This window comes from Shewanella sp. MF05913, from assembly GCF_059758095.1.
The window spans coordinates 194,417-218,136 of the sequence record NZ_JCAYNT010000005.1; the positions used below are offsets into that span (position 1 = coordinate 194,417).

Here is a 23,720-nt window from a genome sequence, read left to right on the forward strand (position 1 = left end):
TTGCTCGTCAGCACAATAGCTAGTAGCGATAATTGATTTGCGATACCTGTGGCGGCAGTGATTGGTATTCCGCTATACATCCGTGCAGAAGCGGTTATTCCGTTAAGTGCTGCATTAGCGGCAAAAGGTATGGGGCTGGGTGCGGTTATGGCACTGATTATTGGCAGTGCTGGCGCCAGTTTAACTGAAATAATTTTGCTCAAATCTATTTTTAAAAATACCCTAATCGTGACTTTTCTTGTGGTGATTTTATCAATGGCTGTGTTAGCAGGTTACCTATATGAGTTTTTATTTTAGGTCTAAATCAGCACTGATGACGAAGCATTATCATTAAATCGATACCGTGCAAACACAACATGTTAATGGTTGCGCTTTATTTAACATAAAGTGCAACTCACTTATTTTAATAATATTTTTTAATATTTCAACGCTCAGACAACTCCATGAATATTGATTTTTAGGTTAAAAACGCTGCCTGAGTAGTTTTTTTAAACATCCGCAGTATACTTATTACTTAATCATTCATCGTGACGGTAAAGGTGTTCATGACGACATTGGTAGACCCACAGCTCCTGCATGACCACCTAAAATTGTTATACCGTAGCTCCATTCCTGGTATTGGTATTACCATTATTGCCTCTGCAGGATTAGCATTTGGCTTTGAAGATCAATCTGCTGCCCACCTCAAATTACTCTGGTGGTTATGTTTATCTGGGTTAATGATACTGCGTGCTATCGACGCTTTCCTTTGGGTTGTACGGACGAATAAAGGCACACTCGGATGCCAACATGACTTATATCGTTTTAGCGCAGGTGTAATATTAACGGCGGTTTTCTGGGCATTTTATTGCCTGTTTTTTTACTCTATATTGAGTATTTACGAATTATTTTCCGCACTGGTTATCGTCTCTGCCATGGCCGGTGGCGCAGCGACAATACTCTCTGGCAATAAACTCGTATCGCAAATATACGCCTCTTTGTTACTGGCCCCCTTTTCAATCCAAATGATAATATCCGGTAACCCTGAACACCGCATATTGGGTTTTTTGGGCCTTGCTTATACCATTGTGATGTTTTCTATCGCCAAAACGGCGGCTAATTTTACTGCGCATTCTATTAAGCTACGAAATGAACACAATCAATTATTAAAAAGTATGGAGCAAAAGGTCATACAAAGAACCAAAGAGATTATTCAATTAAGCCAACGAGATCCTCTTACTCATTTATTAAATCGACGCGCTTTTGTTGAGGCTGCGAATCAACAGCTCCAACAAGCCGAATCCGACGTTAAGTATGCTATTTTCTTCCTTGATTTAGACGGTTTTAAGCAAGCCAATGATAATTTTGGCCACCGGGTTGGGGACGAAGTATTAACCGAAGTGGCACAACGGATACAACAGACTTGCGAACATGGTGAAATTACCTGTCGCTGGGGGGGTGACGAATTCATTATCATGGCGCACCAAACCAAACATTACCGCTTTGAAGAGCTCGCGATTAGGCTAAAAAGACAAATCAACATGCCTTTTGTAACGACTCAACATGTCCTTAATATGGACTGTTCTATTGGCATAGCCAAATATCCTGAGCACGGCCAATCACTCTCCGATTTAATCAGTTTAGCGGACTTGTCTATGTACAGTCGAAAAAGTGGGGGTTCTGACGATTTTGTTATGTTTAGCGGTGAGTTAGAGCAAAAAATAAAACACGAAATACACCTCAGTAAAGGGATTGCTCAAGCGGTTTCTGCGGGGCAGTTAAGGCTAGTATTTCAACCTATTATCAAGTCAAATACTGGTGAGATTGCATCAGTTGAAGCACTACTCAGATGGGAATTTGAAGGTGCGACTGTATCACCCGATGTGTTTATTCCATTGGCTGAGAAAAATGGCGCCATCAAAGAAATCGGTTATTGGGTAATAGACGAGTCGATGCGCAAATTGTCTGCATTACATAAGCAATATAAGCCCTTGAAAATCTCTGTTAATGTGTCGGTTATACAATTTGAGGATGCCGACTTTGTTAATCAAGTTTATACCATTGTAAGTCAGCATAATGTGTCGCCCAGTGATGTGCATATTGAAATTACCGAATCGGTATTTTCCCAGGATAAGCATAAGCTAATTGGCATGGTTAACGACTTTCAAACGCTCGGTTTTTTAATTTCAATTGATGATTTTGGCACCGGTTATTCATCACTTTCGGTCATTCAAAATTTACACATAAACATTGTCAAAATTGATCGCTCATTTATTGCTAACCTTCACCTTAATGGTATTGATATTGTCAAAGCCGTCATGGTGATGTCGCATGGATTGGGTTATCGCATCGTTGCGGAGGGGGTTGAAAACAGACAACAAGCAAGCACACTCACCACCTTGGGTATCCATTACTTACAAGGGTATTTGTTTGATAAGCCCCTTGAGTTTGATGTATTAGTTCAACGACTCGCTAGCCACACCACAGAGCAACAATCTCCAGCACTATTACGCTCCGCTAATTCTTAATGGTTAGCGCTTATTATCCCTCGCGAATTGATATCCTTAAATTTGCTTGCTCAATGCCATTCGCTCAGTGCACTATGAACCTCTCAAACATTTAATGACAAGCTCAGTTAATCGACAGAGAGAAACATGTTAACCGATCCAATATTTTGGCTTGTCGCCATACCAGCCGTACTCATTACCGGTATCTCTAAATCAGGCTTTGCAGGTGGCGCAGGCGGTTTAACTGTGCCGTTATTGGCTCTCGCCATTAGCCCTGCTGCGGCGGCAGCGGTCATGCTCCCCTTACTGGTTTACATGGATTTGTTAAGTGTCCGCTCGTGGTGGAATAAACAAAGTAATCAGCAATTATTGATTTTATTACCTGCGGCCATGGTCGGTATTGTGGTGGCTTATTTATTATTTGATCAACTCAATGAGCAGTATCTTCGCGGTATTTTAGGTGTTATTTCGTTAGGCTTTGGCATTTATGGATTAACGTTTGGTGAGTGGTCTCAGCGTAAACCGTCTGCCCTAATTGGCCGAATATGCGGTATGCTTGCTGGGTTCACCAGCTTTGTCGCCCATGCCGGAGGGCCACCATTAAATGCTTATTTAATCCCGCTGCGCCTAGAGAAAACACAATACCTTGGTACCGCCGTGATGTTTTTTGCAGTTATTAATGCAGTTAAATTGATCCCCTACACCATGCTAGGACAGATTAATCTGAGTAATTTACTGGTTTCAGCCATGCTTGCCCCTATTGCTTGGATTGGGGTAAAACTAGGGCTACGCATTCAAGATAAATTTAATGAAAAACAATTTAAGCAGATCATTCTGAGTTTAATGATCGTAGTAGGTTTACGTTTATTGTGGACCGCATTGATGCCGTCGTAAAAAGGGACATGTAATGAGCACTGAAAATCGATTTTTTTATGAGCCGAGTAAAGGCCATGGCCTACCGCATAATCCACTAAATGCAATTATTGGCCCACGCCCTATTGGCTGGATTTCAACGCGTAATGCCCAGGGGCAGCGTAACTTAGCCCCTTACAGCTTTTTTAACTGCTTTAACTACGACCCACCGATCATTGGTTTTGCTAGTACAGGCTGGAAAGACAGTGTGGCTAATATTGTTGAAACGGGCGAGTTTGTGTGGAACTTAACTACCCGCAGCTTAGCCGCGAAAATGAACCAAACCTCGGCGCCATTAACTCGCGGTACTGACGAGTTTGAATTTGCAGAATTAACACCTATAGCCGGTAATATTGTCGCGGCAGATAGGGTCGCCGAAAGCCCAGTCAACTTTGAATGTAAATTAACCCAATGCATTCAGCTCACTGATGCAAATGGCAATAAAATTGATACCTGGTTGGTACTCGGTGAAGTGGTCGCGGTACACATTGAAAAGCACTTACTCAGTGCAGAAGGAATTTACCAAACAGCCTTAGCAGAACCAGTGTTACGTGCTGGCGGACCCTCGGCGTATTATGGTATTTCAGACGAGCAGCGTTTCGATTTACATCGTCCTACGCTATAAGCACGAAACAATTAAGGCTACCCGTTGGTAGCCTTAATTTTCTTGATAAACAGCTCGAATAAATGGTTAGAACTGGTAATGTAAACCCAATGCTAATTGCTCAATTTCAGCATCTATATCATCAACATAGCCATACTCATCAATATCAAGATCGCCTTTGCTCATATCGTAACTTAACCGAAGGTTAAGGTTTTCAGTTATTGCTGCGTTTAGACCTATGCCATAAGTTAAACCAAAACCCGAAGCGGTAAAGTCATCATAGTAACCATCAACAACAACCGCCATTGATGCCACACCCACTTTAGCAAAAACCGAAAATGTCTCATTGAAACGCGCAGTAAATGTGGGAGTAAAGGTGAGTGCACCAGCGACCACATCAAGGCCATCTTCACCCACATCAGCGGCAAAAAAGTTACTTTCTAAACCAAACCAGTCGTTAAATTGATAACCACCGTATATCCCAAAACCTGTCGCATCGGCTGAGCCACTGGCATCACCAGAACCAAGTTCTGTTTTATTCACTGCACCACCGATATAAAAACCGCGGTTATCTGATGTTGATGAGAGTGTATCGGTGTTGGCAAAGGCAGGAGCAGCTAAAACAGCACACAAGGTTGTGGCAAGAAGAGACATTTTGTACATCATTGTTCCTTAATGATAGTGAAAAAATCTGGCGAATACTATCACAAAGAATATTAACGCAAACAGTTAATATAACTATATTTTTATCAATAACCCCCGACCATGTACAGCAGCGTTAAACAAGCATCATATAACCAATTTATGTGGAGTGATTAAGGCAACAAAAAGCCCAGGTGACCGTCTGAATAAGATTGGCACCTGGGCTTTTTTAGCGGGGATAATTAATCTTTAATGGGTTTACTTTCACCCTCAAAGATCGACAGCCCTTAAACGTTATATTAAAGATTAACGCCTAATGCTTTTACCGTTTCGATATTGATGTACTTATCGGTTGGTAAGTTATTATCGTTTTGGAATGCATTAACAGCTTTGATGGTATCAACACCCACTACGCCATCAATCTTACCTGGGTTATAGCCTTTTGTTGCTAATGCCTGTTGTAGATCGGTAATGGTTGTACGCGTCATGTTGGTTTCACATAAAATTGGACGCCATTCCATAAAGCCATCTTTATCAATACGGCTCAGTGACACTGTTTCAAACTCTGCAGGCACTTCAGAACGCATCTCTTTCGCAGCAGACACTAACTTAGTCACACTCATGGTTTCATATTTTGCAGCAACATCTACGCGCTGAGTTGATGCAGGGCTTACCACAACACGGCGACTAACCGTTTCAAATTCAGCTGGCGTTTCTGTCAAACAAATCTTGTTGCCAGTGCGAGTTGCTTTTGGGTGTTCGTCGTTATGCACTTCATGCCAAACAAACTCAACATCAGCGACTTTTTGAGTGACCTGAACGTCTTTATACTTAGCAGGTACTTGTGTACGCACTTCTCTTGCTTCGCTCACTAACTCTTGCACGCGAACTGTTTCGTATTCTTCCGGAATATCGACTGTGCGTGATGTTGCAGGAGACACCAATACACGTTTTGTCAGTGTTTTATAAGTGGCTGGCACTTCAACTAAACACATGATTTCGCCAGTTGCTTCATCAATTTTCTGAATTGGGCCAACGCCTTTTTTCCAGATATTGTGAGCAGGTACGTCTACAACGTCTTCAGTAACCGTTTCATATTGTGCAGCCACTTCTTCCATACGAGTACTGGCTTCTTTAACTAGAATACGCTTTTCAACCCAACGGAATTCTGCAGGAATGGTTTCAACAACATCATACGCTTCCGCAACCAGTACAGACTCACCTTTTTGCTCATAACGTGCAGGCATGTAATGTTCATGGAAACACATTCCAGCCGTGGCATTATTAAGATTAATGCCGTGCTCTGTTGCGGCTTTCAATAATTCAGCACTTGCAGGGGCACTGCCCTTACGTAAGTCGACTAACCACTGCGAACCTGCTGCACGTATTAGTTTTTGCTCAGTCACAACATCGTAAGTTGCAGGTACTGCGACCATGTTAAAGCTAGCAGGTTGTACTTCAATGGTTTCAGTGGCCTGTTGATATTGTGCTGGCACAATACTCACATTTTCACTGGCTTCTTTTACCATGACGGTTTCTGTGTAATTTTCGTAAGTAGGTTCTACCCATACACGCGCATAACATTCACCAGGTTTAGCATTAGGCGGAAGTAACTCACCTTCTGGGCTCGTTTTACCGGCTATAGCATCTTGAGATTGAGCTTCGCGCTTAGCGACCGCTTTTTCTCTTTCTAGCAAGGCATTGTTTCGTTGCGCTAACTCTTCTGCGTTGTATACAGATACACTGGCTGGTTGTGACAAGTTGCTACATGCAGTCAATAAAATAGCAGCAGAAAGTGTGCTCAGTTTGAAAATGGTTGTCCTTGCAGTGGCCATGATTACTCCTGGATCGATTAAGCGGATTTGCTAATATAATGTAACAACATGTAAATCTTTGTTACATTTTGCGCACAGGATACCGTCAAATTACTGACTATTCAACAACTGAACGTAAAATCGCAAGCCTAATATAAACAATAGCTTGCATTAAACGCGACATTACATCGTCACTTTAACGTCACAATAAATGAAACAATTGTTTCTGAAATAAAACCAATCGATGTTAATAAAGTGTTTTAAAACAAGTGTTAGGTTGCTTATTAAAACATCAGCATGCCCACCGGCATGCACCACGAACAACCGTTTTTTTTACGCATAAAAGATACATTAGAAAAAAATTATAAATTTTTACGTTCAGACAATAGATCATCATAAATCCGCATTAATACTGAGAGATAAATAAAGGCATTGCAGATAAAATGAACATCGAGGAATAGTTAAGCCTATATTTGAAGTTTGTTACAATGAGGGCTTAGCCAATCACGCCGAGACACGCTTACACATGCAAAACCCACCAGTATCAGAGAATGTTTTACAACGCATTAGTCATGCTATTGGTGCAAGTCATATCAGCCATGTGGAAATCATACAGCCACTTTGGGGTGGTTATGGCCAGTTATTCAGAGCTTATGTTTGTGGGACATCCTATCCGTCTGTCATTGTAAAATACATCCGCTTACCGCAACCGAGTTCGCACCCGCGAGGTTGGAATACGCCTTTGTCACACCAACGAAAATTGCAATCTTACCTCGTTGAAGTGAATTGGTATCAACATTATGCCAACGCACATTCACAACAGCCATTAAGCCCTTTACCTCAGTGTTTATATGTAGAACAACAGACCCACGAAACGTTATTAGTTCTGCAAGATTTACACACGATTGGGTTTACCCGGGTTAATCCTCATGTGACACCCTCGGTTGTGCGGGCGTGTTTAACCTGGTTAGGTTATTTCCATGCACAATACATGTCAGCCAAACCCAACGGACTTTGGCCAATAGGCACATATTGGCATTTAGACACGCGCCCAGATGAATATGCTGCGTTACCTGATGGCCCGTTAAAGTCAGCTGCGGTTATGATTGACCGTGTATTAAGCCAATGTCCATTTCAAACTCTGGTCCACGGTGATGCAAAGTTAGCTAACTTTTGCTTTAGTGAAGACAACCGAGCTGCGGCAGTCGATTTCCAATACATTGGCCAGGGCTGCGGCATGAAAGATGTCATTATGTTGCTTAGCAGTGTCTTGAATTACCATGAGCCAGAAAGCATGATTGATGCTTATCTTGAGCATTACTTTAGCGAATTGACTCACGGACTAAGTCAGTTTCATCCTCATATTAATCCGCAAGATGTTTTGCACGCTTGGCGGCCGTTATATTGTGTTGCATGGGCTGATTTTCAGCGGTTTGTGAAAGGTTGGAGTGTGGAACACGTTAAAATAAATGCTTATACCGAATCACTAACAGCATTAGCAATAAAGCAACTCACAACATCCACCTAGGCTTACCCTCTTTTGACTTAGTGTCGTGAACCTAATTTATCATTTTTGCTGTTTTATTAACCACACAACTTCTAATTCCCGTTCACCATTGGCTAAGCGCTATATTGCCGTCTACAGTTGATTAACACCTTATTTTTAACCGCTAATTCGTTAATCCGCTCGCGCTTGTTAGGCTGTGTGTAGCCTATACCAACTCAATAAGAAGACGGCATATGGAAAGTCCATTTACGTACATTTTGATCACTTTATTTTTTTCGAGCATTTTGCTGGCGATTATTTTTTTCATGACTTGGCAAACGATGGGGAAACAAAAGTATGCGTTGATGTTTTCATTATCTTTTTTAGCCTCAACCATTCTTTGGGCCAACTCCCTTTTTAAAAGCCTGTTTTTATCGCACAATTTGTATTGGATGATTGGTTGTACCCTGTCGATGCTGTCTGTCGTTCTGGGCACCTGGGGGCATTGTTTACGCACTAAAACGCCTATTCCCATTTCAGCCTTACTGAGTTTGGCAGGCTTGGGTATCGCGCTAACCTTTTACTTTACCTATATTGATCCCTTCATTGGCATGCAAATGTCACTGTACTTGTTTGTTGATGTGATATTTCTACTCATTACCAGTGTTGTCATCATTAGACATCGAAAAAAATCACGCCCGGCTGAAATAGGCGCTTCTGTGATGCACTTTGTGTTTGCGATAAGTTTGTTTATTGCAGCCAGTATCGCCTTATCACAAGGGCGTAATATGGATGTTGAACTCATAAAACTGTATGCCGTAGTCAATTTTACAGCCTTACCAGCAGCATATGTGGGCATGTCGGTGTTTGTTATTTATATGCTGGCGTCTGATTTAGCAGAAGAAATGAAACTGCTGGCCATGACGGACACGCTAACAAACTGCTTAAATCGGCGGGGGTTTTATGTGCATGCCAAACAACAAATACTGGAGCTGCAACAACAAGCACAACATGTGTGTTTGATTTATTGGGACATCGATAAGTTTAAAGCCATTAACGATCAATATGGTCATGCGGGCGGTGATGAGGTGTTGGTCAGTATTAGCCAAATGATTAAACAGCATGTTAAAAAAGACGATTTGTTGGCCAGAATGGGCGGCGAGGAATTTGTTATTTTAATTGGTCGTACTTGCTATGACGACGCTAAAAATGTCGCTGAGCGATTAAGAGCCATGATAAATAACACACCGATCCCGTTCGGCGAGCAACACATTAATATCACCGCGAGCTTTGGTGTCGTCGAGCTAGGCTCGCAAGACATTAGTGTAGAGCAAGCAATCGACCTTGCCGATAAAGCATTATATCAAGCCAAAAGCAGCGGCCGAAACAAAGTGGTGTTTAGCTAACCTAAACACCATCAAACTTACTTATATACCCAATCAACGACTCTAACTCAGCACTTATGTTATTCGGCAACATCAATACGGATATTGTCACTTAAGGTTTCAAGCTGAGATATCAGTAATGCAACGGTGACGTTCTCAGGTAATCTTAATGTTAATTTAGCACTGTAAACGGTTTTACCTAAACTGGTAACCTGAACACGGTAACATTCCTGATGATCGACACTGATTTCAAGATCATTTAGAATTTCATTCATGTCATGGGTTAAGCCAGAGCGATCATTACAATCTAATGTGAGCTTGCACTCTGCAGATAAATGAATAGCCTCATGGGCATATTCTGCATAAACAAAAGTCAGTTGGCTAAACTGTTGCTCTAACGCTTGTTTTAACGCCATTTCTTTATCAGCATCAATCATAACCCGCATCATCGCCACAAATTGGCCATCAAGCTTAATGACTTTACTGGTTTCCCAACTCGCACCTATTTCACGGCTAACTTGAGCCAACGATTGCAATAAATTAGGCTTTAATGTGCCCAATACTGTTGTTATAAACTTATGTTGCATAGTGCCTCCGTTGAGAAATAACGCTTACTACAGACTATCTATCACCTTAAACCTCGTCTGTGCACTAGAACACAAATCGCACAAAACCTTCGCATAAAACAAGCAGAGTCGTTCACTGCCTTATATTAATTGGTATAAATTATTGATTTTGCACACACTCACACACTTAGCGTATTTGTGTCGCTTACATCACAAACTTAAGCTGATTACTGCAATCAAAATGACATATTAAGCTGCGCTTAACGTGCTGTTTTTGATTATTGTCACACCAATCAAAACGACTAGCGGTACATCACCCAACAATTAAGCTGCTTTGTATCCAACTGAATTTTAAAGACTTATTAACACAAAATTTGCCCAACCAAATCAACCACAACAAGTTTATATGTAACGCCTTGATTTTAAATGTATTTTTATCTTATGAGCGTTTTTAAGAATACTCATAACGAGTTATTGCTACCTCTGTAGGGTTTCTCTAAAATGCGCGCCTTGCCTAATAAGGCTACAGATTAACTTTTTAGCGGCTGCAATGAGCTGTTGAACTTTCCACTAAGGGAACACCATGTCTACAAAATTTGCGAATCCAGCACCATTAGGTTTAATGGGTTTTGGTATGACCACCATACTGCTTAATATTCATAATGCAGGCTATTTTCCAATTGATTCGATGATCCTTGCGATGGGTATTTTTTATGGCGGCATTGGTCAAGTTATTGTCGGTATGATGTGCTTTATGCGTGGTGATACTTTTGGTACCACGGCATTTACTTCATATGGTTTATTTTGGTTAACCTTAGTTGGAATTATTTTAATGCCCAACATGGGTATTGCGGCCAGTCCGGCACACTTTATGGGTTGGTATTTAACATTATGGGGCACATTTACCGCCTTTATGTTTGTCGGATCGTTACGTTACCCGCGCGCCAAACAGTTTGTGTTTGCCTCACTGACGGTATTGTTTTTCTTGCTTGCTGCTCGCGACTTTACCGGTAATGCCTTACTCGGCACCATTGCAGGATTTGAAGGCATTATTTGTGGCGCCAGTGCCATTTACTTTGCCATGGCACAAGTGCTTAACGCTGAATATGGCCGTACTATTTTACCCGTTGGCGAATTAACGCAAGTTAACGTATCAACTAATACTCACCGCCAACCACAAGCAGTTACTGCAGAGCCTGTCGCGTTACACTCAGTTAACGCATAAAAACGGTTGCCATTAAAACAATAAAAAGGCCGGTGCAATCATTGCATCGGCCTTTTTATTTTGTTTTATCATAATTTAATTAATAACTTAGTACACTTAGAGACTTGGCACACTTAATCATTAGTGCACTTGAATGACTAGTGCACTAGGCGGCATCCACACACGGTATTACTCGGTTGAAATAGTACCACTGCATAATCTTTGGTTTCATCACGTTCAAGTACCTGGACACTCAGTGAGTGCATACCGTTTTTGTTTAAGTTGATGCCACTGATATACGATAAATACTCATAATGCTCTGGTGTCGCCTGACCTTTTGCTCCCACGTACTCTTGTTTTGTGGTCACTGAAATATCAAACATTTGTCGCTCAGTATCCACCTTATTCACCTTACCTGTCATCGATAACGTTCCCGCGGAGTTACCCTCTAAATCATAATAGCGATAGTTTATTTGGGCTAAGCCATCTTTAGAGACTAAATCGACCAGTAAATAGTGATCCGTGTCGGCCCTGTCTACTTGATGATTAAATAATTCAGAGCTGCAACTGAGCATAAAATTAGCCGGTTTGGAGGTCAGTGAGTATATTGCTCCTACGCAGCCAAGTAAGCACACAAGTACCACAATATTGATGCCCCATAATCCTTTTCTGGTCATTTACTCACCTCCTCGTGACCGACTTGATAGCGTAATTTGGCCACTTGAAGTGCTGCAAATGTTCAATTGCTCTAACCACTGCGGTGTCACAAATTGCTTTGGCTGACGCAAATCGCTAATTTTTAAATTACGGATAAGAGACTGACCATAATGATCTCCTCTAAGGGTAATATTGAGCACTTGCTTGTCGTGAGATAATGATAAAAAAATGCGCGTCCATATTGTTACCGGACATAATTGTAAACCTTGGATCAACTGCAGGCTTTGCTCTATAAGGAGTTCATTATTGGTTTTAGACGGTGAATATAAAATGATATCAACTTGCTGACCTGAGACTAACGTGACCGTTTCTACTTTTAATGGCAAAGCTGGGCCAACTGATTCGCTCGTTTGATTAAACCACCAAAAAACAGCGAGTAACACGCTAACAAGAGCCATAACCACCAGCAACATTTGCAGTGGTTTAATCAAAGTTTTTAACCATGATTTGTCTGAACATTTACGGGCACGATGAGGCCTAAGCAAGTAGCCCTGGCCTTTTACGGTTTCAATCAGCGTTTCATATTGCGGGCCAAGGAATGAGCGTAAAGTAAAAATAGCTCGGGATACCGATGCAGAACTTAGCGGCAAGTCATCTTCGTGCCCAGACTCCAGTAATGGTTTAGCCACGACGTTGCCTTGATACTCCACCAATAATGTCAGTACATGTAATTCTGCTCGAGGAAGATGCCACACCACACCAGTGTCTTGGTTAATCAAATCCCCTTTGCCAATATCGAACCTACAATGGCCCAATTGCATTTTTGATTGCCTCAATAAATAACTCAAAAGTCGACAATTACAGTGTATGCAAAAAATCTGATGAATTCTGTGATCCTGCTATCTAAGCGCTTTATTCCTTATTAAAAGTCAGTGCTTAAATTTACAATATCATCAATTCGTGAGCAATATCACTCAATTTACCGGAATTAAAATGAGTAGATTTGCCATCCAATAAGCATAAATGTGATAAATAAGGCGACTTAAGTCACATTTTATATTCGTTTTATGCCATTTTATCGTCAATTAACTGCTGCAATAATCACACTCTTTGTATTTTGAAAACCTCTACTTTTATCTGCTTTGAATCACACCATTAATAACTCCATCACTTATTGTTACCCCATCAAGTTGTTCAGCAGATTTTGCTAACGACTCTATAGCTCCCAACACCTACGATTGGGAATAATAAAATAACGATGAGTAAAGGGTGATTATTATGAGCATAAACAGACGTCAAGCATTGACACAGATTATTGGTATTAGCACCGCCGCTGCTGGAGCCACCTTATTAGGTACTTCCGCTTTTGCTGCCACAGACGCAGATGGTAACTACACTTTAGCATTAGGTGAAAAGTTAAAATATATACCACTAGATGCCATGGCAACTGCAAAACTTGCTTATGAAACCGGCGGCGGCTGTATGCACCAGGTATTTCACGCCATTATCAAAATGTTATCGACATCAGCCAGTGCCGATGCCTCTAAATTTGCCACTATTCCTACTGCATTAGCAGGTTACGGTTGGGCTGGCGTTGTCGGCCAAGGGACCTTATGTGGCAACCTGAATGCTGCCGGAATGTTGATTAATATTCTCGATGATATTAACGGTCAAAATAATGCCATTATTGGCGCCTCGTTCCGCTACTACGAAACGACAGATCTGCCATTATCATCTGCAGAATTTATAGCGGGCATTGGTTCTACCGAAGCTAAATCGCTTGAAGTAGGTACAACGTCAATTGCTAACAGCCCATTGTGTCACTCATCAATCAGTAATTGGTCTGCCGCCTCAGGTAAAGAATTTGCCTTAAAAGGCGAACGCTGCAAACGCCTCTCTGCCAGCATGGCTTACTATATTGTTGATTTACTTAATCGCGCTTACGGCGGAGAAGATATTTCAGCATTAACCATCGCGAAGCCATCAGTAGAAGCACAAGCTTGTCAGTCATGCCATGGCGTAAGTTCAACAATGGGCTCAGCTGCCAGCGTGAAAACCGATATGGAATGTACGACTTGTCATACAGGGCATTTCAATTAAGGAGCGCATCATGAAGATCAAATATCTTAGCGCCATTTTAGCCAGTAGCTTGCTAATCATTGGTTGTGGCAGTGATAACGATGACGACGACATCATTACCGTTGAGCCGCCTGTCGTTGTGACACCACCCGTTGTCGTTGTGCCACCTGTAGTTGTTGTACCACCCGTGGTTGTCGATCCTGTGAGTGAAGGCGTGACTGTTGATGAAGCCACCGACATATCGATGCAGCTTGACTCATTTGATGCGGCAACAGGGGCATTAACGTTCACATTGACCAATGCCGAAGGTAAAGCCATTACCAATGCCAGCGATTATGACATTGTGTATTTTGGCTACCCAGACCCAGCATCGCCTTCCATTAAGCCAAAAGCCTGGAAGCGCTGGCATGTAACCCAAAGCTTCAAGTGCGATAAAACCGACAGCGACAATTGTGTTGGCCTACTTCAAGAAACTGATGTTGAAGGAAAGTATACCTTTGATGCAACCGACCTCGACCTAGGCAGTAAAGCCGCTGCTGGCGCTGTAGAAGTGTTTAAAGTTGCGGTTCAAATTCATGGTTCAATTGCCAGCAATGAAATCACCCTTATTGCCGCAGACGAATGATGATTCCCCCCACGTTAGTTAGGAACATCGCCAGTTCACCTAACTAAACTTGGACCTCAGCCGCAGGCTCATAGCTGCGGCTTTTTTTAACTCTCAATGTCATACCAATTCCATTAATTATCTGGTCATTCAGCGGGAGTTCTGTGCCTTCTAGGCAAGTAATAGAATTGTAGGCATAGTTGTTCTCGGCAACAGCTCCTGCGTTGCTCTACCTTCTGCATCCATGCAGTCGTAAGTCAAAATGCTATTAAGCAGCATGGAAGGCACAGAAACCCGCCTTACAGGAGACACTCAGACCGTTCATTTCTTTGTTGCATTGCCTTAAAAGGGAATAACCATTATTTCAACAATGCGCCTCAAACTGAACGGTCTGAGTGGCTCTGATTGGTCACATAATTAATAGAATTGGTATTAACCTTTCCCCAACAAAAAAGGGCCTCGTTTATACGAGGCCCTTTGTTTTATGAGCGTTTATGATACTAACTTAATATCCAATGTGAAACGTTAACGTAGTTGCTGCATTAAATACGCATAAACCATTGAGCTTAACTCGGCTGCTTGAGTATTATCTGCGGCACCCGCGTGGCCACCTTCAATGTTTTCGTAGTACAACACATCAATGCCCATGCCTTCCATTTTAGCGACCATTTTACGCGCATGCGCTGGGTGTACACGGTCATCACGAGTTGAAGTGGTAAAGAACACTTTAGGGTAATTCACACCTTGCTTTAAGTTATGATAAGGCGAGTAAGTTTTAATGTATTGCCACTCTTCGGCAATATCAGGATTACCGTATTCGCCCATCCAACTGGCACCCGCTAATAGTTTGTTATAACGTTTCATGTCTAATAATGGCACTTGGCACACAACAGCGTTATATAGACCAGGACGACGAGTGAACGCTGCGCCCATTAATAAGCCACCATTACTGCCACCTTGAATACCTAAATGTTTGCTTGTGGTAATGTTACGCGCAACTAAGTCTTCGGCAACGGCCTCAAAGTCTTCATAGGCCTTGTGACGGTTTTCTTTTAAGGCGGCTTGATGCCAAGCAGGACCATACTCGCCACCCCCACGAATATTAGCTAACACATACACACCGCCCTGCTCTAACCAGTTTTTACCGACTGTGGCTGAGTAAGCGGGTAAGCGTGACACTTCAAAACCGCCATAAGCATAAAGCAACGTTGGATTGCTGCCATCTAGCTTGATATCTTTGGCCATCACAACAAAGTAAGGCACTTTGGTGCCGTCTTTTGACGTCACAAAGTATTGCTTGGTTTCAAATTTATCAGCGGCAAACTGTTGTGGCATGCCTTTAATTTTGTCTGCTTTTAAGGTTGCACCATTAAAACGATATAAGGTTGAAGGCTCTAAAAAGCTGGTGTAATCAACGAAAAACTCATCGCTGTCACGTTCAACATCAAACACGCTTAAGGTGCCGTTGACTTCAAATGGTGCGGTCTCACTTTTCCATTCACCTTTGTCGTTTTGCATATAACGCACTAGCTTACTTTTAACATCGTCTAACCAGGTCACAAATATGGCACTTTTACTGAAGTTAATTTGTGAGATAAATGCTGTTGTAGTCGGTGATACAAACTCACTAAACTCAGGCTTTTGCGCAATGAGTTTATCAACTGGCGTCATGACTATAGCGCCTTGTTTAAAGGTGCCTTTTGCTGTTACGAGATCGCTTTTTAGCTCGATATACAATTGGCCTTTAAAATAGCCTTTAATGTCTGCATCTTCTGGGAGTGGTAACGAAATCAGTTTATCGTTTTGATATACATAATGTTTGGCGGTATAAAACGTTAAGCTTTCGGTGATGATATTAAGCGGCGTTTTATCATCAAAAATAACGTAGCCCGCTGATGCTACAGAAGTCTTGCTGCCAGTAAAGACGGTCTTAGCTTCAGATAATGGTGTGCCGCGCTTCCATAGCTTCACTTGGCTTGGGTAACCAGAGTCGGTCATGCTTTGATCATCGCCAAAATCAGTCCCAACAAAGACAGTATCTTTATCAATCCAGCTAATCATTGATTTAGCTTCTTTAAGCGCAAACGGTTTCTGCGCTTTATCAACAAAGGCTTTAGTGGTGAGGTCAAACTCACGCACTTCAGCTGCGTCAGCACCGCCACGCGATAACGACACCATGCAACGTTCATTGAGTGGGTATTGGCAGTTCATACCTTTGTATACCCAGTTGACGCCTTCGGCTTTACCTAGCGCATCAATATCGAGCACCGTTTCCCATTTCGGGTCGGCTTTTTCGTACTCAGCTAACGTAGTACGACGGTAAATACCGCGAGTGTGAGTTTCGTCTTTCCAAAAATTATAAAAATACTCACCTATGCGGCTGGCATAAGGGATCCGCTCTTTATTATTTAATATCTCAAGGCTGTTAGCCACTAAGGTATCAAAGCCTTTATAGGCTTTTATATGGGCAGCTGACACATCATTTTGTTGCTTAACCCACGCCATAGGCTTAGCGCCTTCAACGTCTTCTAACCAAATATATTTATCTTCTTCTGCTTGAATAGGTGTTGCCATTGTCATCGCACTCGCTACGCATAAAGGTATGATTCGCTTAAGCATCTAATTATCCTTTTAGTTGTTTGCTTAGGTGTGTTTATTATTGTGTAGTTACTTTATAGAATTTATGCAGATGTTCAATCACTAAGCTGCTACAAACTGTTACACGCGTATTTGTGGGGAAAATAATGCCCCATAGAGTGGCTAAACAGTTATAATCACCACGACATTTTTATCTCTGGTTTCCCCTCAATACAGGCATCAACATGGCTAAAACGGCAGCGGCATTACATATTTTAGTGAAACACCAAACTCAAGCTGAAGATATTATTAAACAGCTTAATAATGGCGCTAAATTTGATGTATTAGCCAAAAAACACTCTAGTTGTCCTTCTGCCAAAAGTGGCGGCAGTTTAGGTGAATTTAAAAAAGGCCAAATGGTGCCGCAATTCGATAAAGTCTGTTTTAACGGCGAACTCATTACCCCGCATTTAGTTAAAACCAAATTTGGCTGGCATGTAGTCAAGGTGCTTTATCGCACTTAGGGCCTATTGAACATGGCTTTATTAGAAGCCACAGTAGACGAAAAGAGACAGTGGATTAGCGACAACGGGCCACTGTCATCAAGACTTATCCATTTGCATATTGACTTATCACTACTACTTACGCAGCTTGATATATAACTCGCCATCGCGAATTTGAACATCCTCAACACCATCGGCGAAGGTATTCCAAAAGCCTCTATCGCCAAACTCACTGACCAAATTGACGTTTTTCATATTGCCTAACCAGGCATTGGGAATAGGTACGCCCATTAAACTCACACCCACTAATGCCACCACAGGGCGACGATTCGCATCTAAACGAATATCCAAGCCAGTATTTACCCGTAAAATTTCCCCAGGCATTACCGGAAAGTCTTTGGGGATCGGGATCAGCATGGTCGCACTGGCTAAGTTATTAGAAAAATCGATCGCTACGCGCTGGGCAAAATCAGGATTACGACCAATCATCGCATTTACTTCTTTTTCACTAAACGACACTTGTCGGTCGGCATCATATTCACGATAGGCTTGTGGTGTTAGCTCGCCTTTGTCGTTGATAGGGTTGTCATTGGTGTGATGGCTATTGATGGGAGCGCTGTTTTGACTGGCTCTATCACTATGACCAGAGGCACTGCTTTGCACTTGAGTCCTTGAGTCGGCCTGCCAACCAAGCTGAGTTAGTTTTTGATCTAACTTTTGCTCCTCTTTGGCATTTAAGGTTATTGGAGTCATTGGCGAGGGGAAAATATACGTGAGAATAACAAAAAAAGTTAAGCCAACAGTGAGCAATATTGTCGCTAAAATAATCAGCAATAACTTAACGCCCGAGGCCCCTTTTTGTTGTTTGTAGGGCACAGATAAATGGATATATGAAGCTCGCATGGCATGCTCTTTCGTTATTGATTTTGTTCATGGTAATGCGCGCAAAGGCTAAACAGCAAATAAAACACCACCACTATAAAAATAAAAAACTTGCGCCTACACCATTATAAACACTCAAACTAGTTAACAATCGCGCAAAATTTGAGTTACAAACTGGCTGAGTTGTAATAAAATCGTCAATCGAAAGTACGTAAATCAACCAAATAGGTTTGAGATAAATAAAGGATTATTTTAATGCAGTTACTCTCTCGCAGCACCTTAGCGCCCTTCATTATTGGCACCAGTCTCTTGCTCACAGCATGTGGAGGCGGAGGCTCATCAAGTGATGATAACGATAACACCTCAGGCTCCACTGCACCGCAATGGGTTTCTGGGACTTTTGCTAATTATTCAAGCCTAGCCAATCAATGCAGCGCACCATTAACCCAAAAGCTGTGGTTACGTTCGTGGAGTAACGACACCTACCTTTGGTATGACGAAATCATCGATCGCGATCCAGCGCCTTATAGCGTTGCCGAATATTTTGACCTATTGAAAACCAATGAGCTATCAGACACCGGAAGTTTAAAAGATAATTTCCACTTTTCGATGTCGACTGAAGAATGGGAGCTATTAAATGGCTCTGGCGCCTCTGTCGGGTATGGTATGGAATTGAGTTTACGAAATGCCTCCGCAGGCGTGAGCAGACAAGTCACCGTTGCTTATAACGAGCCCAATACCCCTGCGAGTAATGCCGGAGTGAGTCGTGGAGCAATTATTGTTTCTGTCGATGGCGTTAATGTTGCTAACGCTAACGATAGCGCCAGTATTGATACACTTAATGCCGGTTTATTTCCAAGCACCAACGGTAAGCAAACGGTATTTGTAGTCCGTGATTTAAATGCTCAAACCGATCGCAGTGTCACGTTAACGGCTGCGACAGTGGTATCAACGCCGGTACAAAATACCAATACGATTCAAACGGCTAATGGCAAAGTGGGCTATTTACAATTTAACTCACACATCGCAACGGCTGAAAAAGGCTTATATGATGCGATGACCACCCTGAGCAACGCACAGGTTGATGATTTAGTATTAGATATCCGTTACAACGGTGGCGGACTATTAGCTATCGCGAGTCAGTTGGCTTACATGGTTGCCGGCGACGAAGCCACAGCAAACCACGTATTTGAACGTACAAGCTTTAACGACAAATACCCAACCATTGATCCGGTCACTCGAGACGCCTTAACACCAATGCCGTTTATTCCTGAATCACTTGGTTTTAATACGTCATTACTCAGAAGCGGCATAGCGTTACCGACATTAAATCTTAAACGTGTATTTGTATTAACGACGCCAGGTACCTGTTCGGCAAGTGAAGCATTAATGAATGCATTGCGTGGTATTGATATCGAAGTCATTCAATTAGGCGACACCACTTGCGGTAAACCTTACGGTTTTTACCCAACAGGTAACTGTGATACCACTTACTTTACTATTCAGTTTAAAGGCGTAAATGACAAAGGCTTTGGGGAGTATTCTGACGGGTTTGTGCCATCAACAAATCCAACTGTCGACAGTGAAGTACAAGGTTGTATGTTAGATGATGACCTTACTCATGCGTTAGGTGATAGCAACGAAAGACTGCTTAGCGCGGCATTGTATTATCGCGACAATAACAGCTGTCCCGCCACTGCAACGGCTGTAGCACGCGCCCCTGTTAAAAATACCTTTATTGACCCAGGCTTTATGTTGCAAGACACCCGCAATCAAAATGTGTTGTTAAACAACCGCATTTTAATGCCACAGGTTTCGGAGTAATAATGCTAAAACCTCTCATAGGGCTCATTGGTATCGTGCTTATAAGCGGTTGTGTGGCAACAGCAAGCGAGGTTAACGCCTCGCCTCAAGCTGCGACAATCACTAATCCAAATGCGCAAACTCACGCCGAGTTACAGCAAGCAATAGCAAGCTTGTTAGGGGTCAGTAGCGTAGTGATTAGCGACAGTGCCTTTACGCAATACAGTCAGGAAGTGATTGAGCGAGCACCGCACAAAGATGCCAACGGGTTATTAATTATGGGCCGCAGCACAGAAATACCTGATGCGATTCAGTTATTAACACAAGGTGATAAATGCCTATTGCAACATGTGCAAAGCGGCAACATTGCAAACTTATCGCAAGTACGTTGTAAGCTTGAAGACGCGCAATAGCAGCACATTGAGTGTTTTGATATAAGCGAATAAACCAAAAGGCCAGAGCATATCTCAATATGCTCTGGTCTTTTTATTACGCGTTAATGCATTTCACCGCTAATTTATTTCACCGCTAATTTATTTCACCGCTAATTTCAATATTAACTCACGACACTGTAAAGCCAAGCTCCGCCTTTTAGCATCATGGCAAAACCAATACCCATCATAAATAAATAGCTAAACATAAAACCGATAGCACCGTTTGAGCCTTTTGCAGCGTCAGGGTCCTCTAGCTCCATGATAACGCGACTCATGGTCAATAAAATAAAAAAGTTGATGACGATGCTTAACAAAAAATAGTCACCGATCAAAGGTATTACACCACCAGCAACAGATGCAATAAACAGCAGTAAATCACTCAGTTTCTCTTTAAATGAATATTTTCTCTCTAATATAGACACACACAGTACCGCTAACATGAGTACCAGATAATACAGTGAGCTGGTTAATGCGGAGAAGATCCCTTGCGATACCGTGATGGCATTCGGATCTATTGTTGCATTCAGCTCTGTTGTTGCAATAGTGTCTGTTACGCTTGAGTCAGTAAAAAAACTGGCTATCCAATGACCAATGCCAAAGATGATTAACCATGCGACAGCAAATGACACCAGACCACCATAATCAATCGGATGACTGGCTTTTCGGTTTACAATCAAGGCCAATAACACACCACATAATGCCACGCCAGCCAACGCGCCTAACGCATACCAATATTGGTCTAAATAAAAAAATGCGAAGCTAGGAGATATCACTAAAAAGGATTGGTAAAACTCATTATCTTTAGTGGTTAAGCCAGTATCTTTATAAAAAGCGAAGTAAACAATGAAGGGTTGTAACAGCACAAGCACAGTGCAGAGGGTAATAATATCCATATCAACGTCCGTAAAAATCCATGTAAAAGAGTTATTAAATCAATAAAACAACACGCTAAAACCTGAACAGTATAAACACCAGGGTAGTAAATTCAATCATTTATCGAATGCTGTAACGTATAAATAGTGCTCGGGTCAATCATGTTTAGAGACTCACTAAAATCAAAGCCTATTTAATCTGTTTTTTAGTCCAATTGTGCAACAGCCATCTTGCCCCCAACAGGCTAAAACGTGATAAAATCTCGCCCTACTCACTTCAACCACACAAGGTAACGCAATGAATCCTATTATTGCCATCTTAAAAGAACACAACGTCACTGATGCACAAATTAATGAGTTGTTTCAAACGTTAACGGAAAATCCATTTGCAGCAATGGCAACTATTGGTCAATTAGGTATTCCTGCGGACAAGCTACAACAATTAATGGCCATGGTGATGCAAAACCCAGCCTTAATCAAAGAAGCAGTTGAAGAGCTTGGCCTAGATTTTTCGAAAGTTGAAGCAGCAAAAGCACAGTTACAGCAGTAAGCGTGCCGGCTCATTACATTAAAAAAGGCCAGTATCACAAGATTCTGGCCTTTTTTAACACCTCGAAATAATACCAATTCACTCGCTTTCAAAAGCCGTTAACCAGGATTTAAGTAATTGGTTTAATGCGGGCACCTCGCTGGTAGATAAGCTGGCAACGAGTTTGTGTTGCACGAGTACATGTTGTTCTATCATCGCATCAATCACTGTAAGGCCTTTACTGGTTAGCCCAACAGATACGCTACGGCGATCTTCAGTGCTGTGTACCCGCGCTATGAGTCCTTTAGCTTCTAGTTTGTCTAGGCGGTTAGTCATGGCACCCGAGGTGAGCATCATCGACGATAATAACCCTGAAGGCGTTAAGGTATAAGGCAGACCTGCACGCCTTAATGTCGCTAGCACATCAAACTCACCCATGGTTAAGCCAAACTGCTTATGGCAAGCAGAGATGTCGGCTTCAATGTGTTTTTGTAAACGCAAAAAACGCCCTAGCAATGCCATCGGCACGGTATCTAAATGTGGCTTTTCTGTTGCCCATTGTGCGACCACTTTATCGACATCTTCCATGCTTATTTTTACCTTTCATCAATCAGCAATAAAACTTAATGCTAAGATACTTTATATAAAGTAACTTTACAAAAACAACTTATCAGTTCAAAATCGCCAACTATCTTTACGTGAAGATAAATTAACACCAAGGTTATTTATGAATATTTTACTTGCCATGATCCCCGCTTTTTTTTGGGGGACAACATATGCGATGACTCAATATACATTGGCAGACTGGCCCCCCTTATTGCTCAGTGCACTGCGCGCTTTACCTGCGGGATTAATATTATTGGCGATAAAACCCAGTCGTCCAGCGTCTGCTGACTGGTCTATTTTAATCAAGCTTGGGGCCGTTAATATCGCGGTGTTTTTCTGTTTGATTTTTGTCATGGCATTAACACTTCCCTCAGCTATCTCTGGGGTTGGAATGATCTCGGTGCCTGTATTTGCGATGCTATTTCATTGGGTTGTGAGCAAAAAACGTCCCAATGCTATACAGGCATTTTGTGGTGCAGTGTTAGTTTTACTCGCGTGGATATTGTTTGACCCAAGTTCAATCACCCTAAACCCAGTAGGACTCATTGCCATGCTTGCAGCTATAAGTTGCATTATTGTCGGCAGTACGATTACCAAAGCGCTTGGTTCGCGGATTCATTGGTGGACGATTTTAACCTGGCAACTGATTATTGGCGGCGTGTTACTCACTCTGGTGTCTGGCGTACAAGCAATGATAACACCAGAGCCTTATTTCAATGTGATAAGCGGGTTTAATTGGGGTAACGCGTTAGGGATAATATGGATATTGTTGCTCAATACTGTATTGGGCTACAGCATGTACGTGTGGTTATTGCAGCGCATGTCTGTTGTCGACTTTACCTTTGGCAGTATCGCGAATCCCATTGCTGGTATTGCCTGTGGCGCCTTGTTACTCAGTGAATCATACACAACGCATCAATACACCTTGATGGCCGGAATGATATTAGCCTCAATCGCGCCGACATTGATTAATCTATTACGGGTTAAGTTACGCCGCTCTGCGTTGATAAAGTAGCCGATCAGTAACGCTTAAAAATTAAAAAAGGATAAGCCATGGCTTATCCTTTTTTGTTAA

The 23,720-nt window shown here is 42.1% G+C and carries 22 protein-coding genes and 1 pseudogene; 14 read left to right on the forward strand and 9 right to left on the reverse strand.

Going from position 1 to position 23,720, the window contains the following annotated elements:
• Positions 1 to 36 precede the first annotated feature (36 nt).
• The 4 genes and pseudogenes from AC19MV_RS09230 to AC19MV_RS09245 form a co-directional block, all read left to right on the forward strand.
• Positions 37 to 297, forward strand: a pseudogene (locus AC19MV_RS09230) (permease); the annotation flags it as partial.
• A 248-nt stretch (positions 298 to 545) separates the two neighbouring features.
• On the forward strand, positions 546 to 2,507 hold the full coding sequence (locus tag AC19MV_RS09235) for a putative bifunctional diguanylate cyclase/phosphodiesterase (RefSeq protein ID WP_498307159.1): 1,962 nt from the start codon (positions 546 to 548) through the stop codon (positions 2,505 to 2,507).
• 126 nt (positions 2,508 to 2,633) lie between these two features.
• Positions 2,634 to 3,380, forward strand: coding sequence for a sulfite exporter TauE/SafE family protein (locus AC19MV_RS09240; protein ID WP_498307161.1), 747 nt, complete (start codon positions 2,634 to 2,636; stop codon positions 3,378 to 3,380).
• 13 nt (positions 3,381 to 3,393) lie between these two features.
• Positions 3,394 to 4,023 carry a flavin reductase family protein gene (locus AC19MV_RS09245; RefSeq protein WP_498307163.1) on the forward strand — a complete coding sequence of 210 codons (630 nt, stop codon included), beginning with the start codon at positions 3,394 to 3,396 and terminating at the stop codon, positions 4,021 to 4,023.
• 66 nt (positions 4,024 to 4,089) lie between these two features.
• On the opposite strand, the gene AC19MV_RS09250 is transcribed toward AC19MV_RS09245, so the two are convergent.
• Complete coding sequence (locus AC19MV_RS09250; protein WP_498298609.1) at positions 4,090 to 4,668, reverse strand: porin family protein; 579 nt, start codon at positions 4,666 to 4,668, stop codon at positions 4,090 to 4,092.
• Positions 4,669 to 4,943: 275 nt separating this feature from the next.
• The gene (locus AC19MV_RS09255; protein ID WP_432401059.1) at positions 4,944 to 6,479 is read right to left on the reverse strand and encodes a peptidoglycan-binding domain-containing protein; all 1,536 of its coding nucleotides are present in this window, start codon (positions 6,477 to 6,479) and stop codon (positions 4,944 to 4,946) included.
• A 505-nt stretch (positions 6,480 to 6,984) separates the two neighbouring features.
• Between AC19MV_RS09255 and AC19MV_RS09260 the strand changes: the two genes are divergently transcribed.
• Together AC19MV_RS09260 and AC19MV_RS09265 are read left to right on the forward strand one after the other, a co-directional pair.
• A complete protein-coding gene (locus tag AC19MV_RS09260) occupies positions 6,985 to 7,986 on the forward strand; it encodes a phosphotransferase (RefSeq protein ID WP_498307164.1) in 1,002 nt (333 codons plus the stop codon).
• Positions 7,987 to 8,198: 212 nt separating this feature from the next.
• Positions 8,199 to 9,350: a GGDEF domain-containing protein gene (locus AC19MV_RS09265; RefSeq protein WP_498307166.1), complete on the forward strand. Its 1,152-nt coding sequence runs from the start codon at positions 8,199 to 8,201 to the stop codon at positions 9,348 to 9,350.
• A 59-nt stretch (positions 9,351 to 9,409) separates the two neighbouring features.
• Here the strand turns inward: AC19MV_RS09265 and AC19MV_RS09270 are convergent, their stop codons facing one another.
• A complete protein-coding gene (locus AC19MV_RS09270) occupies positions 9,410 to 9,916 on the reverse strand; it encodes a glycine cleavage system transcriptional repressor (RefSeq protein WP_498307167.1) in 507 nt (168 codons plus the stop codon).
• A 562-nt stretch (positions 9,917 to 10,478) separates the two neighbouring features.
• On the opposite strand from AC19MV_RS09270, the gene AC19MV_RS09275 reads away from it, so the two are divergent.
• Positions 10,479 to 11,120 carry an acetate uptake transporter gene (locus tag AC19MV_RS09275; protein ID WP_432401051.1) on the forward strand — a complete coding sequence of 214 codons (642 nt, stop codon included), beginning with the start codon at positions 10,479 to 10,481 and terminating at the stop codon, positions 11,118 to 11,120.
• Between the two features lie 137 nt (positions 11,121 to 11,257).
• Here the strand turns inward: AC19MV_RS09275 and AC19MV_RS09280 are convergent, their stop codons facing one another.
• Together AC19MV_RS09280 and AC19MV_RS09285 are read right to left on the reverse strand one after the other, a co-directional pair.
• Positions 11,258 to 11,776: a hypothetical protein gene (locus tag AC19MV_RS09280; protein WP_498307169.1), complete on the reverse strand. Its 519-nt coding sequence runs from the start codon at positions 11,774 to 11,776 to the stop codon at positions 11,258 to 11,260.
• Positions 11,777 to 12,577, reverse strand: a complete 801-nt coding sequence (locus AC19MV_RS09285; protein ID WP_498307170.1) for a winged helix-turn-helix domain-containing protein — start codon at positions 12,575 to 12,577, stop codon at positions 11,777 to 11,779.
• Between the two features lie 457 nt (positions 12,578 to 13,034).
• Between AC19MV_RS09285 and AC19MV_RS09290 the strand changes: the two genes are divergently transcribed.
• Positions 13,035 to 13,856 (forward strand): cytochrome c3 family protein, encoded by an 822-nt coding sequence (locus AC19MV_RS09290; protein ID WP_498307172.1) that lies wholly within the window; start codon positions 13,035 to 13,037, stop codon positions 13,854 to 13,856.
• Between the two features lie 10 nt (positions 13,857 to 13,866).
• Positions 13,867 to 14,460: a hypothetical protein gene (locus tag AC19MV_RS09295; protein WP_498307174.1), complete on the forward strand. Its 594-nt coding sequence runs from the start codon at positions 13,867 to 13,869 to the stop codon at positions 14,458 to 14,460.
• A 504-nt stretch (positions 14,461 to 14,964) separates the two neighbouring features.
• On the opposite strand, the gene AC19MV_RS09300 is transcribed toward AC19MV_RS09295, so the two are convergent.
• A complete protein-coding gene (locus AC19MV_RS09300) occupies positions 14,965 to 17,058 on the reverse strand; it encodes a prolyl oligopeptidase family serine peptidase (protein WP_498307176.1) in 2,094 nt (697 codons plus the stop codon).
• Between the two features lie 203 nt (positions 17,059 to 17,261).
• Between AC19MV_RS09300 and AC19MV_RS09305 the strand changes: the two genes are divergently transcribed.
• Entirely contained in the window at positions 17,262 to 17,540 is a 279-nt protein-coding gene (locus AC19MV_RS09305) for a peptidylprolyl isomerase (protein WP_498298625.1), read from the forward strand.
• Between the two features lie 114 nt (positions 17,541 to 17,654).
• On the opposite strand, the gene AC19MV_RS09310 is transcribed toward AC19MV_RS09305, so the two are convergent.
• Positions 17,655 to 18,422: an arginine N-succinyltransferase gene (locus AC19MV_RS09310; protein WP_498307178.1), complete on the reverse strand. Its 768-nt coding sequence runs from the start codon at positions 18,420 to 18,422 to the stop codon at positions 17,655 to 17,657.
• A 234-nt stretch (positions 18,423 to 18,656) separates the two neighbouring features.
• On the opposite strand from AC19MV_RS09310, the gene AC19MV_RS09315 reads away from it, so the two are divergent.
• On the forward strand, positions 18,657 to 20,225 hold the full coding sequence (locus AC19MV_RS09315; protein ID WP_498307180.1) for a S41 family peptidase: 1,569 nt from the start codon (positions 18,657 to 18,659) through the stop codon (positions 20,223 to 20,225).
• A gap of 2 nt (positions 20,226 to 20,227) precedes the next feature.
• Positions 20,228 to 20,617: a hypothetical protein gene (locus AC19MV_RS09320; RefSeq protein ID WP_498307182.1), complete on the forward strand. Its 390-nt coding sequence runs from the start codon at positions 20,228 to 20,230 to the stop codon at positions 20,615 to 20,617.
• Positions 20,618 to 20,760: 143 nt separating this feature from the next.
• Here the strand turns inward: AC19MV_RS09320 and AC19MV_RS09325 are convergent, their stop codons facing one another.
• Positions 20,761 to 21,531: a hypothetical protein gene (locus tag AC19MV_RS09325; protein WP_498307184.1), complete on the reverse strand. Its 771-nt coding sequence runs from the start codon at positions 21,529 to 21,531 to the stop codon at positions 20,761 to 20,763.
• Positions 21,532 to 21,808: 277 nt separating this feature from the next.
• Between AC19MV_RS09325 and AC19MV_RS09330 the strand changes: the two genes are divergently transcribed.
• Entirely contained in the window at positions 21,809 to 22,060 is a 252-nt protein-coding gene (locus AC19MV_RS09330) for a DUF2999 family protein (protein WP_160056334.1), read from the forward strand.
• A 78-nt stretch (positions 22,061 to 22,138) separates the two neighbouring features.
• Here AC19MV_RS09330 and AC19MV_RS09335 read toward each other — a convergent pair whose 3' ends face one another.
• Entirely contained in the window at positions 22,139 to 22,627 is a 489-nt protein-coding gene (locus tag AC19MV_RS09335) for a MarR family winged helix-turn-helix transcriptional regulator (protein WP_498307186.1), read from the reverse strand.
• Between the two features lie 139 nt (positions 22,628 to 22,766).
• Here AC19MV_RS09335 and AC19MV_RS09340 point away from each other — a divergent pair, with 139 nt between their 5' ends.
• Entirely contained in the window at positions 22,767 to 23,660 is an 894-nt protein-coding gene (locus AC19MV_RS09340; RefSeq protein ID WP_498307188.1) for a DMT family transporter, read from the forward strand.
• The last annotated feature ends 60 nt before the right edge of the window (positions 23,661 to 23,720 follow it).

Excerpts from the sequence above, each read along its gene's own strand:
- AC19MV_RS09320 (WP_498307182.1), top strand. The coding sequence starts at position 20,228 with ATGCTAAAACCTCTCATAGGGCTCATTGGTATCGTGCTTATAAGCGGT.
- AC19MV_RS09315 (WP_498307180.1), top strand. The coding sequence starts at position 18,657 with ATGCAGTTACTCTCTCGCAGCACCTTAGCGCCCTTCATTATTGGCACC.
- AC19MV_RS09295 (WP_498307174.1), top strand. The coding sequence starts at position 13,867 with ATGAAGATCAAATATCTTAGCGCCATTTTAGCCAGTAGCTTGCTAATC.
- AC19MV_RS09270 (WP_498307167.1), bottom strand. The coding sequence starts at position 9,916 with ATGCAACATAAGTTTATAACAACAGTATTGGGCACATTAAAGCCTAAT.
- AC19MV_RS09250 (WP_498298609.1), bottom strand. The coding sequence starts at position 4,668 with ATGATGTACAAAATGTCTCTTCTTGCCACAACCTTGTGTGCTGTTTTA.
- AC19MV_RS09290 (WP_498307172.1), top strand. The coding sequence starts at position 13,035 with ATGAGCATAAACAGACGTCAAGCATTGACACAGATTATTGGTATTAGC.
- AC19MV_RS09340 (WP_498307188.1), top strand. The coding sequence starts at position 22,767 with ATGAATATTTTACTTGCCATGATCCCCGCTTTTTTTTGGGGGACAACA.
- AC19MV_RS09300 (WP_498307176.1), bottom strand. The coding sequence starts at position 17,058 with ATGCTTAAGCGAATCATACCTTTATGCGTAGCGAGTGCGATGACAATG.
- AC19MV_RS09325 (WP_498307184.1), bottom strand. The coding sequence starts at position 21,531 with ATGGATATTATTACCCTCTGCACTGTGCTTGTGCTGTTACAACCCTTC.
- AC19MV_RS09240 (WP_498307161.1), top strand. The coding sequence starts at position 2,634 with ATGTTAACCGATCCAATATTTTGGCTTGTCGCCATACCAGCCGTACTC.
- AC19MV_RS09280 (WP_498307169.1), bottom strand. The coding sequence starts at position 11,776 with ATGACCAGAAAAGGATTATGGGGCATCAATATTGTGGTACTTGTGTGC.
- AC19MV_RS09260 (WP_498307164.1), top strand. The coding sequence starts at position 6,985 with ATGCAAAACCCACCAGTATCAGAGAATGTTTTACAACGCATTAGTCAT.
- AC19MV_RS09335 (WP_498307186.1), bottom strand. The coding sequence starts at position 22,627 with ATGGAAGATGTCGATAAAGTGGTCGCACAATGGGCAACAGAAAAGCCA.
- AC19MV_RS09255 (WP_432401059.1), bottom strand. The coding sequence starts at position 6,479 with ATGGCCACTGCAAGGACAACCATTTTCAAACTGAGCACACTTTCTGCT.
- AC19MV_RS09235 (WP_498307159.1), top strand. The coding sequence starts at position 546 with ATGACGACATTGGTAGACCCACAGCTCCTGCATGACCACCTAAAATTG.
- AC19MV_RS09310 (WP_498307178.1), bottom strand. The coding sequence starts at position 18,422 with ATGCGAGCTTCATATATCCATTTATCTGTGCCCTACAAACAACAAAAA.
- AC19MV_RS09245 (WP_498307163.1), top strand. The coding sequence starts at position 3,394 with ATGAGCACTGAAAATCGATTTTTTTATGAGCCGAGTAAAGGCCATGGC.
- AC19MV_RS09285 (WP_498307170.1), bottom strand. The coding sequence starts at position 12,577 with ATGCAATTGGGCCATTGTAGGTTCGATATTGGCAAAGGGGATTTGATT.
- AC19MV_RS09305 (WP_498298625.1), top strand. The coding sequence starts at position 17,262 with ATGGCTAAAACGGCAGCGGCATTACATATTTTAGTGAAACACCAAACT.
- AC19MV_RS09265 (WP_498307166.1), top strand. The coding sequence starts at position 8,199 with ATGGAAAGTCCATTTACGTACATTTTGATCACTTTATTTTTTTCGAGC.
- AC19MV_RS09275 (WP_432401051.1), top strand. The coding sequence starts at position 10,479 with ATGTCTACAAAATTTGCGAATCCAGCACCATTAGGTTTAATGGGTTTT.
- AC19MV_RS09330 (WP_160056334.1), top strand. The coding sequence starts at position 21,809 with ATGAATCCTATTATTGCCATCTTAAAAGAACACAACGTCACTGATGCA.